At 74.4% G+C, this 14,501-nt stretch carries 13 protein-coding genes and 1 pseudogene; 6 read left to right on the forward strand and 8 right to left on the reverse strand.

Going from position 1 to position 14,501, the window contains the following annotated elements; translation table 11 throughout:
- Positions 1-17 precede the first annotated feature (17 nt).
- The 5 genes and pseudogenes from CFP66_RS13560 to CFP66_RS13580 all read right to left on the reverse strand — a co-directional run.
- A pseudogene (locus CFP66_RS13560) lies at positions 18-833 on the reverse strand (lysylphosphatidylglycerol synthase domain-containing protein); the annotation flags it as partial.
- The gene (locus CFP66_RS13565) at positions 830-1,642 is read right to left on the reverse strand and encodes a methyltransferase domain-containing protein (RefSeq protein WP_094923603.1); all 813 of its coding nucleotides are present in this window, start codon (positions 1,640-1,642) and stop codon (positions 830-832) included. The gene CFP66_RS13565 and the pseudogene CFP66_RS13560, both read right to left, overlap by 4 nt.
- Positions 1,639-2,763, reverse strand: coding sequence for a glycosyltransferase family 4 protein (locus CFP66_RS13570; RefSeq protein ID WP_233159393.1), 1,125 nt, complete (start codon positions 2,761-2,763; stop codon positions 1,639-1,641). The genes CFP66_RS13565 and CFP66_RS13570 overlap by 4 nt, the downstream gene beginning before the upstream one ends.
- On the reverse strand, positions 2,760-3,158 hold the full coding sequence (locus tag CFP66_RS13575) for a 6-carboxytetrahydropterin synthase (RefSeq protein ID WP_094923906.1): 399 nt from the start codon (positions 3,156-3,158) through the stop codon (positions 2,760-2,762). Before CFP66_RS13575 ends, CFP66_RS13570 begins: the two co-directional genes overlap by 4 nt.
- A 182-nt stretch (positions 3,159-3,340) precedes the next feature.
- Positions 3,341-4,318, reverse strand: a complete 978-nt coding sequence (locus CFP66_RS13580) for a zinc-binding alcohol dehydrogenase (RefSeq protein WP_094923607.1) — start codon at positions 4,316-4,318, stop codon at positions 3,341-3,343.
- A 49-nt stretch (positions 4,319-4,367) separates the two neighbouring features.
- Here CFP66_RS13580 and CFP66_RS13585 point away from each other — a divergent pair, with 49 nt between their 5' ends.
- From CFP66_RS13585 to CFP66_RS13595, 3 genes are all read left to right on the forward strand, one after another.
- Positions 4,368-5,135 (forward strand): CDP-alcohol phosphatidyltransferase family protein, encoded by a 768-nt coding sequence (locus CFP66_RS13585; RefSeq protein WP_369805038.1) that lies wholly within the window; start codon positions 4,368-4,370, stop codon positions 5,133-5,135.
- Between the two features lie 339 nt (positions 5,136-5,474).
- Complete coding sequence (locus tag CFP66_RS13590) at positions 5,475-6,143, forward strand: PASTA domain-containing protein (protein ID WP_158228091.1); 669 nt, start codon at positions 5,475-5,477, stop codon at positions 6,141-6,143.
- A 217-nt stretch (positions 6,144-6,360) separates the two neighbouring features.
- On the forward strand, positions 6,361-7,818 hold the full coding sequence (locus CFP66_RS13595) for a DHA2 family efflux MFS transporter permease subunit (protein ID WP_094923611.1): 1,458 nt from the start codon (positions 6,361-6,363) through the stop codon (positions 7,816-7,818).
- Between the two features lie 7 nt (positions 7,819-7,825).
- Here CFP66_RS13595 and CFP66_RS13600 read toward each other — a convergent pair whose 3' ends face one another.
- Together CFP66_RS13600 and CFP66_RS13605 are read right to left on the reverse strand one after the other, a co-directional pair.
- Positions 7,826-8,683 carry a spermidine synthase gene (locus CFP66_RS13600; protein ID WP_198961428.1) on the reverse strand — a complete coding sequence of 286 codons (858 nt, stop codon included), beginning with the start codon at positions 8,681-8,683 and terminating at the stop codon, positions 7,826-7,828.
- Positions 8,684-8,727: 44 nt separating this feature from the next.
- A complete protein-coding gene (locus tag CFP66_RS13605; RefSeq protein WP_094923613.1) occupies positions 8,728-9,201 on the reverse strand; it encodes a DUF1772 domain-containing protein in 474 nt (157 codons plus the stop codon).
- A gap of 665 nt (positions 9,202-9,866) precedes the next feature.
- On the opposite strand from CFP66_RS13605, the gene CFP66_RS49180 reads away from it, so the two are divergent.
- Positions 9,867-10,520, forward strand: coding sequence for a hypothetical protein (locus CFP66_RS49180; protein ID WP_233159394.1), 654 nt, complete (start codon positions 9,867-9,869; stop codon positions 10,518-10,520).
- A gap of 170 nt (positions 10,521-10,690) precedes the next feature.
- Positions 10,691-11,461, forward strand: a complete 771-nt coding sequence (locus CFP66_RS13615) for a hypothetical protein (protein WP_094923615.1) — start codon at positions 10,691-10,693, stop codon at positions 11,459-11,461.
- Between the two features lie 9 nt (positions 11,462-11,470).
- Here the strand turns inward: CFP66_RS13615 and CFP66_RS13620 are convergent, their stop codons facing one another.
- Entirely contained in the window at positions 11,471-13,576 is a 2,106-nt protein-coding gene (locus CFP66_RS13620) for a PhoX family phosphatase (RefSeq protein ID WP_369805039.1), read from the reverse strand.
- 221 nt (positions 13,577-13,797) lie between these two features.
- On the opposite strand from CFP66_RS13620, the gene CFP66_RS13625 reads away from it, so the two are divergent.
- Positions 13,798-14,475 (forward strand): ATP-dependent Clp protease proteolytic subunit, encoded by a 678-nt coding sequence (locus CFP66_RS13625; protein WP_094923619.1) that lies wholly within the window; start codon positions 13,798-13,800, stop codon positions 14,473-14,475.
- The last annotated feature ends 26 nt before the right edge of the window (positions 14,476-14,501 follow it).

The raw sequence follows: 14,501 nt of genomic DNA on the forward strand, positions 1-14,501 counted from the left end.
CACGCGACCAACCCGAGCACGCCGTAGCCGACAGCCGCCGCCACGCCCTGCGCAGCGCCGAACCCGACTGCGCCGAAGCCGACGGCCGCGACGGCCTCCCGCGGACCCCAGCCGCCCACGTTCAGCGGCAGGGCCATCACCAGCAGCGCCAGGACCAGCAGCGGGAGCAGCTCCACCGCCGGGGCGGACGCACCGGCCGCCCGCGCCGCCACGACGAACGTGGCGAGGTAGCCGCCGAGCGCCACCACGGACAGGCCGAGGACACCGGGCCAGGTGCGACGCAGTGCGCGGAGGTCGCCCACCAGCGGACGCAACCGGGCGCGCAGGACCCAGCCCAGCGCCAGGGCCGTCACCAGCACCGCGGCCCCGACCCAGCTCGCCCCGGGCACGGCGGCACCGACCACGCCCAGCAACGTGGGTTCGGCGGCCAGCACCCCGGCCGCCACGACCACCAGCACCAGCAGGCCCACCAGTCGCTCGAGCGCCACCGCCCGCACGCCGCGCCCGACGTCGCCCGCACGCCTTCCGTGGCCGACGGCCCGGTGCACGTCCCCGAGGACGCCGGCGGGCAGCACCGCGTTCAGGAAGGTGGCCTGGTAGCAGTCGGCAACCGCCGTCGGGAGCGGGAGCCGCAGGCCGAGGCCGCGCGCGACCAGGCACCACCGCCAGGCGCTGCAGACCGTCGTGACGATCCCGATCCCGAGCGCGGCGAGCACCGGGCCGGCCTCGAGCGCCGCGAGCCCGGCGGCCACGGCGGCAGGCCCCGCCCACCACACCAGCGCGGCGACGATCACCAGGCCGGCCAGCGGCCGCACCGCTGCGCGCGGCGTCATTCCCGGCTCCCCGGCAGGGCCAGCAGGTCTGCGTGACCGACGACCACGCGCAGCTCTCCGCGCGCTGCGGCGTCGAACCTGCGCCGCAGGTACGGGCCGGCCTCGGCCGCCAGCGCCGGACTCTGCGCGCACGCCGCCTCGACCCGCCCGCTGAGCCACTCCTCCACCAGCTCGCCCTCGGCCGGTCCGAGCCGCCACGGGCTGGGCGCCCGTACGACCCGCGCACCGTGCCGGCGGAACGCCGCGGCGGCCGCGGGCGCGGCGTCCGGACCGAGGAGCCGCCGCCCCTCGACGGTGCGCCGCTGGTGGGCGTCGAAGGCGGCCCCCACCGCGACGTCGAGCGGATCGGCCGGCGTGAGCAGCACGCTGCCGGTGACCGACAGGGTCAGCAGGGCCGGACATCCCCCCGCCGTGCAGGCCGCGGCGAGGTGCTCCACCTCGTCGACGCTCAACAGGTCCAGCAGGGCCGAGGCGGTCACCAGCGCGGTGCCGGCGAGCTGCGCGGCGTCGAGATCGGTGAGGTCCCCGAGGCAGGGTTGCGCCGTGACGTGGGCCGGCAGGTCCGCAAGAGCGCGTTCGAGCAGGCCGGGGTCGCGGTCGTGCAGCATCCAGTGCTGCGGCCCGGGCAGCCGGCCGGCGAGCCAGCGCCCCATCGATCCGGTGCCGCAGCCCAGGTCGCGCACGACGAGCGGCCCCGCGGGCAGGTGTTCGCGCAGCCGCTCGGCGAGCTCGGCCGCGCGGGCGGTGGCGTCCGCGGGCTCGCGCAACGCCAACCAGTCCGCGCCCACCGGGGAGTTCGGCCTGCTCATGCCCCGCCGCCCCGGGCCATGAGTGGATACGAGTGCTCCAGCACCCGTATCCACTCATGGGCCGTCGTGTCCCAGCCCGTCAGCTGCGGGCGGCGGGCGCGGGCGGCCGCCCGCGCCGCGTGGCGCAGCTCCGGCTCGTCGAGCCAGCGGCGCAGGGCGGCGGCGAGCGACGCGACGTCCGCCGTGGGCACCAGCACGCCCGGCACGGTGCCGTCCGGGGCGCGGCCGAGGGTCTCCGGCACCCCACCGACCGCGCACGCCAGCACCGGGATGCCCCGCGCGAGCGCCTCGGTGACGACCATGCCGTAGGTCTCCGCGCGCGAGGGGAGCACGAGCAGATCGGAGGCCGCGTACGCCGCGTCGAGGACTGGGCCCGTGCACGGCCCGGTGACCGCCACCCGGCCCTCCAACCCGTGCCGGCGCACCAGCGCCCGCACGGCCGCGACGTGCGTGGCATCGCGGGTGAGCGGCCCGACGAGACGGCACGTCCATGACCGGTCGCCGAGCCGTGCCAGCGCCTCCACCAGGAGGTCCTGCCCCTTCGTCGGGGTGAGCGAGCCGACGCAGAGCAGCCGCGCGCCGCCGTCGCTCGCCGGGGCGAGGGCGGCCGGCTGCACCCCGGGCGCGATGACGTGCACACGCGCGTCCGGCACGCCGTGGACCTGCGCGAGCCGCAGCGCGGTCCACCGGCTCGTGGCGACGACCACGGTCGCGGCGTCCAGGGCGGCGCGCTCGCGGGCGCTGCGGTCGGCCGCCGTCACGGGGGCGAGGCCCGCCTCGTCGCCGAGTGGCAGGTGCACGACCAGGGCGAGGCGCAACCGCCCGGCGTGCGGTACGAGGACCTCCGGCACCGCGCAGGCCACCAGTCCGTCCAGCACCACCGCGGCGCCCGCGGGCACCGCGGCCAGCCGCCGGTCCAGCTCGGCGCGGGCGGCGTCACCGGGCTCCGGCCACGTACCCGCCACGGCGATCTCGTGCACCGGCAGGCCCGCGGCGATCAGCCCGTCGCAGAGGCGGCGGTCGTAGGCGTTCCCCCCGCTGGGGCGCGCCGGGTCGTCGATGTCCCCGGGCACGACGACGTGCACCGTCGGGGTGGTCGTCCGGGTCGTCCGGGTGGTCACAGGGAGCGCTCGTAACTCGCCCAGGCGACGTGCGACTCGTGGAGGGTGACCGCGATCGCGGCGATCCCGCGCGCCCCCTCGCCGAGCGCGCCCGCGTGCACCTGCTCGGCCAGCCGGTCCGCGATGTGGCGGGCGAGGAACTCGGTGGACGTGTTGACGCCGGCGAAGGCCGGTTCGTCGTCGAGGTTGCGGTAGTTCAGCTCGCCCAGCACCGCGCCGAGCTGCTGCGTGGCCAGCCCGATGTCGACCACGATGCCGTCGGCGTCCAGCTCGGGACGGCGGAACGTCGCGTCCACCACGAAGGTGGCCCCGTGCAGGCGCTGGGCCGGCCCGAAGACCTCGCCGCGGAAGCTGTGAGCGACCATGACGTGATCGCGAACGGTGATGCTGAACAAGATCGCTCCCTTGCGCATGCGGGCTCCGTCCTCCCGCACACGCGTCCCGCGCCCGGATGGTTCACCGACCCGCGGTCCCCACGCCCCGACACGCGCGCACCTGACCCCGACTCGCGCAGAGGTGCACCCCCCGTCCCGCGAGTCGGGGTCTGGGTGCACGTGTGTCGCGATCCGGGTGCGCATCAGCTGCCGTCGTAGCGCACCCGTACGCAGAGGGCCGGCGGCTCGCCCGCCGCCAGCCGGGGCAGCAGGGCGGGCAGCTCGTCGAACCCGTGCTCGCCGCCCACCAGCGCATCGAAGCGGGAGTCGGCGAGCAGCCGCAGGGCCAGCGCCATCCGCCCCGCATAGCCGCGGCTCGCCCGGCGCGGCGAGACCGTGCCGACCTGGCTGCTGCGCACCGTCAGGCGACGGGGGTGGAAGGCCTCCCCGAGCGGCAGGCTCACGCGCCGGTCGCCGTACCAGGAGAGCTCGACGACCTCGCCCTCGGCGCCCAGCAGCTCCAACGACCGGGCCAGCCCGGCCTCCGTGGCGCTGGCGTGCACCACCAGGTCGCAGTCGCCCGCGGCGGTGTCGGGGCTCGCGAACCCCACTCCGAGCGCCGCGGCCACGCCTGCGCGAGCGGGATCGACGTCCACCAGTTCGACCCGCGCACCGGGCAGCCCGGCCAGCACCGCGGCCACGCTGCACCCCACCATGCCCCCGCCCACGACCGCGATCCGGTCGCCGACCAGGGGCGCCGCGTCCCACACCGCGTTCACGGCGGTCTCGACGGTGCCGGCGAGCACCGCACGCCCGGCGGGGACGTCGTCGGGGACCGGCGTCACCGCCGCCGCCGGCACGACGAAGCGGGTCTGGTGCGGGTGCAGGCAGAACACGGTGCGCCCACGCAGCGCGGCGGGCCCGTGTTCGACGACCCCGACCGCGAGGTACCCGTACTTCACCGGCGCCGGGAACTCGCCCTCCTGGAACGGCGCGCGCATCGCCGCGTACTGGCTGCGCGGCACGCCGCCCCGGAAGACGAGGGTCTCGGTGCCCCGACTGACCCCGGAGAAGAGCATGCGCACGACCACCTCGTCCGGAGCCGGCAGGGGCAGCGCGACCTCCCGGATCTCGCCCTCGCCGGGGGCGCGGAGCCAGAACGCACGAGCGGTGTGGGGCATCTGGTTCCTCCGAGGTGAACTCCCGGGCCCGCACGGACGTGTCGAGGAGGTGGACCGCGCAGTGCACACCGGCAGGGACACCGGCACCAGCACCCTAGAGAAGGGGTGCCCGGAGCGGGCTGCGGCCGCGAGCGCGCAGCTGCTGCTGCTCGCCGGCCTCGCGGGCGCGTTCGAGGTGGGGCTGCTCGGCGTCCTCGTCGGGGCCGGGTACGCCGCGGCGCTGCTCGGGCTGCTGTCCGCGGCGATGTACCGCGCGGGCCGGCCCCGGCTCGGGCCCGCCGACGTGGTCACCCTGACCAGGGCCCTGCTCGTCGGCGGCGTGACGGCCGTGGTCGTCGACGGGCTGGACCGCGGGTCGGCGGCGGTACCCGCGCTGGTCGGGCTCGCGGCGGTGGCGCTGCTCCTCGACGCCGTCGACGGTCGGGTCGCGCGGCGCACCGGCACCGTCTCCGCGCTCGGCGCCCGCTTCGACATGGAGGTCGACGCCTTCCTCATCCTCGTGCTGAGCGTGCACGTCGCGGGGGTCGTCGGGCCGTGGGCACTGGCGATCGGCGCGATGCGCTACGCGTTCGTCGCCGCCGGCTGGGCCTGGCCGTGGCTACGCGGTCCGCTGCCCCCGAGCTACGCGGGCAAGACGGTGGCCGCGTTGCAGGGCGTGGTGCTCGTGGTCGTGAGCGCGCAGGTGCTGCCCCCCGCGCTCGCGGTCGCGCTCGTGGCCGTCGCGCTGGCGCTCCTGTGCTGGTCGTTCGGACGGGACGTGCGGCGGCTGTGGGTGGGGGCACGACCGGTACCGACCCCGCGGCCGGCGTCGGGCTGAGGGCCCAGACGCCGGCAAGTGCCGGTGCGATGCGGGTGGATTGTAACCCGGAACCGCGGTGGAACGACCTCCACACGCACGGTCACCCGCGGCACCGGAAGGCCACCTCCCATGACGACCCCGCACGGCCGGCGGCCCGGCGAACTCGGTCCGCAGGGCCCGTCGTACCCGCTCCCAGCCGTGCATCCGCCCGACCAGTGGTTTCCCGGCCCCCAAGGTCACCCCGTCCGCCAGGGACCCCAACCCCATTCGCGGCCGCTCTCGACGGGCCGCGAGATGCCCCTGCCCCCGAGGAATCGGCGCCGACGCTGGCCATGGGTCGTGGCCGCGGGTGCGGTGGTGGTCCTGTTCGCTGCGCTCGTCGGGATCGGCCTCGGGAGTGGACCCACGACGACCAGCGCCACGGGGAGCCGGGCGGCCACGACGCCGGCCCGCACGCCGGCCGCGAACCCGGCAACACCGCAGCTCGCCGTGCCGGACGTGCAGGGCATGACCGGCGAGGACGCCGTCGCCACGCTCGGCGCAGCCGGCTTCTCCAATGTGATTGTCGAGCAGAACGGTGCTCCCGTGTCCGCACCGGTGATCTCGCAGAACCCTCTGGCCGGTCACCTTCAGGACACCGACGATCCGATCCGCCTGCTCGCGGAACCGCCACCACCCGTACCCCACCGGGAGATCGCGGCCCGAGACTGGCAGCTCATCGCGAAGTCCCCGGACGGCCACATCGGTGAACGGATCGTCGTACACGGACACGTGACGCAGTTCGACACAGCCACCGGTCTGGACGCGTTTCGCGCCGGCGTCGACGCCGTGCGGCACTCCCGGACCTACGAGTACGACACGAACACGATCCTGCGAGGTACCGCCGCGCAGCTCGCGAATGTCGTGAACGGGGACATGTTCCGGGCCCATGTCACCGTCCGTGGCTCCTACTCGTACGAGACCACGATGGGCGGCACGCTCACCGTCCCGGTCCTCGGCATCGACGCGATCGAGGTCACCGGCTGATCCGGCGGCCCGATCCGGCGGGCGCACACACCTCGCCTGCGTCGCACACATATCCCGTCGTGTGTGCGGGATCGTCGAGGTGTGTGCGAGTGCCCCCTCAAGCGGGCGCGGGCGCGAGACCTCTGTGAGCCGCCTCGCTCCGCGCGAACTCCGTGGCCGCCCGCTCCCCCTGATCGGTAGCGTCGAGGAGGTTCCCCTCTCGACGTCAGGAGCAGTGATGAGCAGCCCGGCCACCGGCCGCACCGACGGTGCCCACGGGCCAGCGGTGAAGGCGGGCGCGCCTGCGGACGCGCGGGCGTCCGTCGTGATCGCGCTGCTCGTCGGATCGGCGTTCGGGATGATCCTGAACGAGACGATCATGAGTGTGGCGCTGCCTGCCCTGATCGCCGACCTCCACATCTCGGTCGCCACCGCGCAGTGGCTGACCAGCGGGTTCCTCCTCACGATGGCCGTGGTCATCCCGATCACCGGGTTCCTGCTGCAGCGCTTCCCGCCGCGGCAGATCTACCTCGCGTCGATGACGCTGTTCAGCCTGGGCACGCTCATCTGCGCGCTGGCCCCCGGCTTCCCGGTGCTCCTGACGGGTCGCGTGGTGCAGGCGGCGGGCACGGCCGTGATGGTGCCGCTGCTCATGACGTCGGTGCTGCGGCTCGTGCCGGCGGAGCGGCGCGGCACGATGATGGGAACGATCACGGTCGTCATCGCCGTCGCACCTGCGATCGGCCCCACCCTGTCCGGGGTGATCCTCACCGCGCTCGGCTGGCGGTGGATGTTCTGGATCGTGCTGCCGCTCGCGCTGATCGCGCTCGCGGCCGGGCTGCGCTGGCTGCACGTGACCGCCGACGTGCGGCCCGTCCCCCTCGACGTCGTCTCGGTGCTGCTCTCGGCACTCGGCTTCGGCGGCCTGATCTACGGCTTGAGCAGTGTGGGCGAGGCAGCCCGCGGCGGGGCGCAGATGCCACCGTGGCTGCCCACCGCCATCGGCGCGGTGGCGCTCGCGGTGTTCGTCGCCCGCCAGCTGCGGCTGCAGGACGCGGGCAACGCCCTGCTGGACCTGCGCCCCCTGCGCCACCGGCCGTTCGTCGTCTCGATCGTGCTGGTCGTGCTCAGCATGATGTCGCTGTTCGGGGTGCTGATCCTGCTCCCGCTCTTCCTGCAGGACGTGATGGGTGTCGACGCGTTCGTCACCGGGCTGGCGGTGCTCCCCGGCGGGCTCGTGATGGGGCTGCTCGGGCCGGTCGTCGGGCGCCTCTACGACCGGGTCGGCGCGCGGAAGCTGGTGATCCCCGGCGCGGTGGTGCTCGCCGTCGCGCTGTGGGCGTTCACCACGCTGACCGCGACGTCCCCACTGGGAATGGTCGTGGCGATGCACGTCGTGCTGGTCGTCGGGCTGTCACTGATGCTCACCCCGCTCATCACCGACGCGCTGGGCAGGCTCCCGGGCGACCTGGACTCGCACGGGAGCGCGATCATGGCCACGCTCCAGCAGGTCGCCGGCGCAGCCGGCACGGCGCTCTTCATCACCGTGATGGCGCTCGGCTCGGCGTCCGGCGCGGCCGGCACCGACATGGCGGGCGCGCACGCGGCGTTCCTGTGCGCCGCCATCATCGCCACGGTCGCCCTTCCGCTCACCCTGCTCGTCGGCGGTGGCCGCCGCGAGCCCGAGCCCGCCTGAGCCGCCGTCAGGCGCCGAAGGTCCCCCGCGGGGGTGGTGGCGACGCGACCGCGGCGTCGTCGGTCACCGGGCGGACGTCGGCGCGGAAGCGGTCGAGCTCCCGGCCGTGCAGCACCCGCCCGGGGAACCGGCCCCCGGCCACCCGGGACGTGAGCCCGTCGACCGGCAGCGGCTGCGCGGCGCCTGCGAGCATCAGGTTGCCGAAGCGGCGGCCGCGCAGCACAGCGGGGTCGGCGGCGACGCAGGCGTGGGCGAACACCTCCAGCACGGTGGCCACCTGGCCCCGGGCGAACGCGAGCGGCGCGCCGTCGGTCAGGTTGGCCACGTAGGTCGCCTCGGGGGCCATGACCCGGGCGACGGCCTGCAGGAACTCCACGGACGCGAGGTGTGGCGGCGTGCGGGCGGCCGCGAACACGTCCATCACCACGAGGTCGAACGCGGCGGCGGGGAGTCGGGTGACGACCTCGCGGGCGTCGCCGGCGCGGACCCGCAGCCGCCAGGCCCGCTCGGTCGGCAGCTCGCGCCGCACCAGCTCGACCAGACCGGCGTCGACCTCCACGACCTGCTGCACCGACCGTGGACGCGTGGTCGCGACGTAGCGCGCGAGCGTCAGCGCCCCGCCGCCCAGGTGCAGCACGCGCAACGGACGGCGCGGGGGCGCGGCGAGGTCGACGACGTGCCCGAGCCTGCGGACGTAGTCGAACTCCAGGTGCGTCGGGTCGTCGAGGTCGACGTGGGACTGCGGCGTGCCGTCGAGCAGCAGCGTCCAGCCGCGGCGACGGTCCGGGTCGGGCGCCAGCTCCGCGGCTCCCGTGCCGACCTGCGCCAGGACCGGCTCCCGCCCACTGCCCCGCCGGCCTGCCACCCGACCAGTATCGACGCACCACGGGCCGCGAGACAGCTGCACCCTCAGGCCCACAGGCCGACCGCGAGCGCTGCGGTCGCGGCGGTGCACGCCACGGCGCGGATGTGGTTCCAGGCGGTCCACCGGGCGAGGTAGCCGGGCCACAGTTCGGCGGCGGCGGCCGGATCTGCCGCGTCCAACCGATTGTTCATCGGCACGTTCGCCGCCATCGTCACCACGATGCTGCCGGCCAGGTAGAGCAGCGCCCCGCCGACGATCCAGGCGCTGCCGGCCCGCCCGCTGAAGGGCGCGCCGAGGGCCAGCACCAGGCAGACCAGCGCCGTTCCGCCGAAGACGACGCCGAACAGCGGGTTGAGGATCGCGCGGTTGACCTGCTGCATCGCTGCGGCACCGGCATCGGGGGCGAGCCTGCGCAACCCCGGCATGACCGCCGTCGAGAACGCGAGGAACAGCCCTGCCATCAGCCCGCACCCGACGAGGCCGAGCAGCGTGGCGGCGGGCAGCAGCGTGTCGATCATGGCATCTCCTGGCGGTCGGGGAGGAGTGGTGTGGCCCTGCCGGGACCCCTCGAGCTCGTGCCCGGTGCACGACGTCCAGGATCCAGCACGGACTCCGGATGATCCATGCCCGCGCATCGCGGACTTCTGCTCATTCGTCCAGGGAACCCGGATACACGGTGCGGATCCGGTAGCGCACGAACAGGCCGCCCGATCGCGACCGGGAGCTCCGGACGCGCCCTCGCCGACGCCGAGACCACCGTCGGACGCATCGGGCGAACCGGACACCGCCGAATGTCGCCTCGTGCGACTCCCCCGTACGGGGCATCGTCTCGCCGCTCGTCGCGCGCGGGTGCACCCTCGCCCCATCCGGCGGGCTCCGGACGTGCAGCACTGGGGAAGGTTGCTTACGTTCGCTCTCGGATCCATGACGGCACGGTCACGAAAAGGACACGGGACTCCCCACCCGCCGGCTCCCCCGAACCGGATGCCCTTACCGCCGCCGTCGATCCGGAAGGCAGGTCGTGGCTCGGCATCGCTCCCCCCGGGGCCGAGACGCGCATCAGCACCCGCTCGCGGTGGCCCCTGGCCACCGCAGGGCCGGTGCCCGCGCGCGACGGTCCGTACCGACCCCGCTACGGCGGGGCGCCGCCGCAGTCGCCGTCACCGGCAGCGCGTTCTCGCTGGTGGGCGGCGCACCAACCGAACCGCAAGCCGATCCGGCGCCGAACGTCGTGCCGGTCGCGCAGGCCGATCCCGAAGAACCCGCGGAGCCCGACGCGGTCGACTCGGTACTGCTCGCGTCCACCGTCGAGCCGGTCGACCCGGACCCCGAGATCGCCGACGCGAGCGAGCTGGTGAAGGCCGTGCAGCTCGCCGAGCAGGAGGTCGCCCGGGCCGCCGCCGAGAAGGCCGCAGCGGAGGAACGGGCCGCGCAGGAACGTGCCGCCGCCGAAGCCGCCGCCGCGAACTGCGACCTGGACCTCTCCGACCTCGGACGCGTGAAGTCGAACGTCCAGAACGCCGCCGAGCAGCTCGGCTGCCGCTTCGGCGAGCCGGACATGCACGGTGTCGCCGGTCGGGCCGGCACCTCGGACCACCCCAGCGGGCTGGCTGTCGACTTCATGGTGGACCGCGCCACCGGCGACGCGCTCGCATCCTGCACGCTGGCGAACATGGACGCCTTGGGCGTCAAGTACGTGATCTGGGAACAGCAGATCAACCACGGCAACGGGTGGAAGGACATGGAGGACCGCGGCGGCGCCACGGCCAACCACTTCGACCACGTGCACGTCTCGTTCGAGCGCGGGAGTGGCGGAGGCTCCGTGCAGGGCTGCTGAGGCTCGGCGACGCGACACGCGGAGTGACCCATACCACCTCTGCGTAGTCAATCCGCTATTCTCCGTAACGGATCGAACGCGCGACCCGGCTCCCCGCGGGCACGGATCCCCCGATCCGCCGGTTCCCCAGCCGGTCGCCCGGACGGGTCGCGCGATCCGGAAGGCAGGTCGTGTCTCGGCACCGCTCCCCCAGCGGCCGAAGCGCACACCCGCGGCCCGTCCTGGACGCGGCCGCGCTCCCCGGTGCGCAGGCCCCCCGCGCGGCGCGACACCGCGTCGGCGGCGAGTTCGTCGTGCGCAACAGCGTGGCCGCCGCCGCAGCGGCCGGTGGCGTGCTCGCCGCCGCCCTCCCGACCCTCGCCGCCTCCACCGCGCCCGCATCCGAGGCGGCGGCCGACAGCATGCTCGTCCGCCCCGTGGCCGCCGTACCCGGAGGCGACGTCCGGATGCTGACCAGCATCGTCCCGGTCGCCGCCACGTACGAGCCCGAACCGCTCGAGGTGGACATCGCGGACCTGGTGAAGGCCACCGGCCTCGCCGAGCTGCGCGCCGCCGCGTTCTGCGACGACGCCGACCTCGACGACCTGGGCCGCGTCAAACCGTGGGTCCGGGCAGGCGCCCGCTTCCTGAGCTGCCTCCACGACGAGCCCGAGCTCATCGGCGTGGCCCAGCGCAGCCGCGACTCCGACCACCCCCGTGGCCTCGCCATCGACCTGATGGTGCGCGGGGAGCGGGGCGACCGGATCGCCGAGTGCGCGCTGTCCAACCAGGAGGAGCTCGGCGTCGACTACGTCATCTGGGAGCAGCGGTACAACGACGGCGACGGCTGGGAGCGCATGTCCGACCGCGGCGACGACACCGAGAACCACTTCGACCACGTGCACGTCTCCTTCGACGGCGACGCGCCGGAGTCGACCCCGCACCCCGAACGCTGCGGCTGACGCCGCCGGCTACGCGCCGATGCGGCCCGGCCGGCCGCCGGAGCCCGCTCGCCAGATGTTCACCACCGACGGCCGCGGCTGCGTGCCGGGTCCGTCGGGCCAGGTGCTCATCGGCGTCTCCGGGCTCGCCCCGTCCAGGTCGCCCGGGTGCTGGGGCGAGATCAGCACAAACCCCTCCGTGACCACCGGCCCGCAGCACTCGGCCCCCGCGGGCACGCTCGCGAACAGCGTGGTGCGTCCACGGGTCTCGCCCTCCAACGACACCCCGTACAGGCCGTCGTTGATGTTCAGCTCGAGCCCCGAGTCCGTGGAGATCCACAGGTTGCCGTAGGGGTCGAACGCGAGGTTGTCCGGCGAGGTGATCGGGCTGACCTGGCTCTTGTCGAACCCGCCGAAGTAGGTGGTGGGGTCGTTCGGGTCGCCGCAGAGCAGCAGGACCGACCAGCCGAAGCTCGTGGAGGTCGGGTCGTTGCCCTCCTCGACCAGCTCGATGACGTGCCCGTGCTTGTTGTCCACCCGCGGATTCGGCTCGTCGGGGCCGGTGGTGCGCGTGGCGTCGGCCTTGCCGCGGTCGGTGTTGTTGGTCAGCGCCATGTAGACGGTGCCCGTGCGCGGGTTGGCCTGCACGTCCTCGGGACGGTCCATCTTCGTGGCGCCGGCCTTGTCCGCGGCCTCGCGCGTGAAGACGTACACCTCGGCCGCCGACATCCCGTCGACGAACGAGCGGTCGCCCGCCGCCAGCGGGATCCACTCGCCACCGCCGTCGAACGCGCCGTCCGCCGGGACCGCGCCGTTGCCGGTGATCTCGCCTGCTGGGCTGTTCCCGGTGAACCGGGCGACGTAGAGCGTGCCGCGCGTCAGCAGCGTGCGGTTGTGCTCGCGGGCGGCGCGGCTCTCCCCCTCCATCACGGCCTCGTCCGAGACGAACTTGTAGACGTAGTCGAACCGCTCGTCGTCACCCATGTAGGCCACCGCACGCCCGTCCTCGGCGAGCCGGATCGTGGCGCCCTCGTGCTTGAGCCGGCCGAGCGCGGTGTGCTTCACCGGAGGCAGCGCCGGGTCGAGCGGGTCGACCTCGACGACCCAGCCGAAGCGGTTGACCTCGTTGGGCTCCTGCGCCAGGTCGAAGCGGGAGTCGAAGCGCTCCCACTGCCGCTCGGTCCCGGCCTCCTCGACCCCGTAGCGCTGGACGCGCGCCGCCGCGACGGGGTCGGCGACCGAACCCGCGTTGGCGAAGTACTGGTTGAAGTTCTCCTCGCCGGACAGGAACGTGCCCCACGGCGTGACGCCGCCCGCGCAGTTGTTGAACGTGCCCAGCACCCGGGTTCCGGACGCGTCCGCGCTGGTCTTCACCAGGTCCGATCCGGCCGCCGGGCCGTCGAGCACGAACTCCGACGTGCCCGTGTAGCGGCGGTTGTACTGCCCGTCGAGCACCGGCGTCATGCGGCCGGTCTCCCGGTCGCGCTCCACGACGACCACGGTCAGGCCGTGCGCGGCCAGGCCGATCCGGAACTGCTCCTCGGTGGGATCGGCCGGGTCGTACCCGCGGAACATCAGCGGCTCGACCGTGTACTCGTGGTTGGAGAACATCAGGTACCGCTCGCCGGAACCGCGCAGCGGCAGCAGCCCGCAGAAGTCGTTGTTGTAGCCGAACTGGGCGGCCTGCGCCTCGGCCGTCTGGTTCTCGAAGTCGAACTCCGGCGCGCCGGGCACCACCGGGTCGCCCCAGCGGATCACGACGTTGCTCTCGTAGCCGGGCGGCAGCGTGATCGCGTCGGTGGTGTTCGGCGGCACCGGCTCGTAGTCGAGGCCCTGCGGCAGGCCGGGCTCACCGCCCGCCTCCGGACCCGCCGCAGGCGAGCAAGCCGCGGTGGCGGTGGTGGCGCCGGCCGCGAGCGTCAGGACGGCACCGGCTCGCAGCACGCCGCGGCGGCTCACCGCGCGGGCGAGCACGTCGCCGAAGTACTCGTTCTCGGAGGTGTTGGGCTCGTCGTGGGCACACGCGTTACCGCAGCGGTAGCGGCAGGTGAGGCCCTGCCGGCCGCCGTGCCGCGGCGTCAGCAGCGGCAGCGAGAGAGTGGACCGGCGACCGGTCTGCGGGCGTGGCACGGCCACGGTCATCCTCCTGGTGGGGCGTTCGGGAAACGCGCTGACCCTAGGCAGCGCCGACGAGTGCGGGATGGCGCCGAGGTGGAACGCAGGTGAACCTGTCCGTGTCCGGACGAGGCCTGCGTCACCCGATCGCCCCTGGCGAACAGCGCCGCCCAGAGCGAACACCGGCCCGAACGGGCGCGCGGCCGTCCTACCGTCGGGTTCCCGCCGACGGAAGGACCTCCATGTTGATCACGAGCGCCACTCGCCACCCGCAACCGCCGTACCCGCTCGAGCCGCCCCGCGGGCCGACGCCGCCGCCCGCGCAGCCGTCTCCGCCCCCGGCACGCGCCACGGTGCTGCACGCGTCCGCGACCACCGTCCCCAGCGGTTCCGACCCGGTTCTGGACCGGCTGCTCGAGGAACGCATCGTCTTCCTCGGCCGCGAGGTAGACGACGAGATCGCCAACCGGATCAGCGCGCAGCTGCTGCTCCTCGCCGCGCAGGACTCCGAGCGGGACATCACGCTCTACATCAACTCGCCCGGCGGCTCGGTCACCGCGGGCATGGCGATCTACGACACGATGCGGCTGATCCGGCCGGACGTCGCCACCTGGGCCGTCGGCTTCGCCGCCTCGATGGGGCAGTTCCTGCTCTCTGCCGGGGCCCGCGGCAAGCGGCACGCGCTGCCCCACACGCGCATCCTGATGCACCAGCCCTCGGCGGGGATCGGCGGCAACGCCACCGACATCGCGATCCGCGCCGGCGTGTACGCGGAGATGAAGCGCGAGATCGCCGAGATCACCGCCGGGCACAGCGGCCAGACCTTCGAGACGATCACCGCCGACTCGGACCGGGACCGCTGGTTCACCGCCGCCCAGGCCCGCGAGTACGGCCTCGTCGACCACGTCGTGGACGTCTGACCCACCCGCGGGTGGGGACGGCGGGG

It is taken from the genome of Pseudonocardia sp. MH-G8 (assembly GCF_002262885.1).
Taxonomy (GTDB): Bacteria; Actinomycetota; Actinomycetes; order Mycobacteriales; family Pseudonocardiaceae; genus Pseudonocardia.

Excerpts from the sequence above, each read along its gene's own strand:
- CFP66_RS13565 (WP_094923603.1), bottom strand. The coding sequence starts at position 1,642 with ATGAGCAGGCCGAACTCCCCGGTGGGCGCGGACTGGTTGGCGTTGCGC.
- CFP66_RS13580 (WP_094923607.1), bottom strand. The coding sequence starts at position 4,318 with ATGCCCCACACCGCTCGTGCGTTCTGGCTCCGCGCCCCCGGCGAGGGC.
- CFP66_RS13595 (WP_094923611.1), top strand. The coding sequence starts at position 6,361 with ATGAGCAGCCCGGCCACCGGCCGCACCGACGGTGCCCACGGGCCAGCG.
- CFP66_RS13605 (WP_094923613.1), bottom strand. The coding sequence starts at position 9,201 with ATGATCGACACGCTGCTGCCCGCCGCCACGCTGCTCGGCCTCGTCGGG.
- CFP66_RS13625 (WP_094923619.1), top strand. The coding sequence starts at position 13,798 with ATGTTGATCACGAGCGCCACTCGCCACCCGCAACCGCCGTACCCGCTC.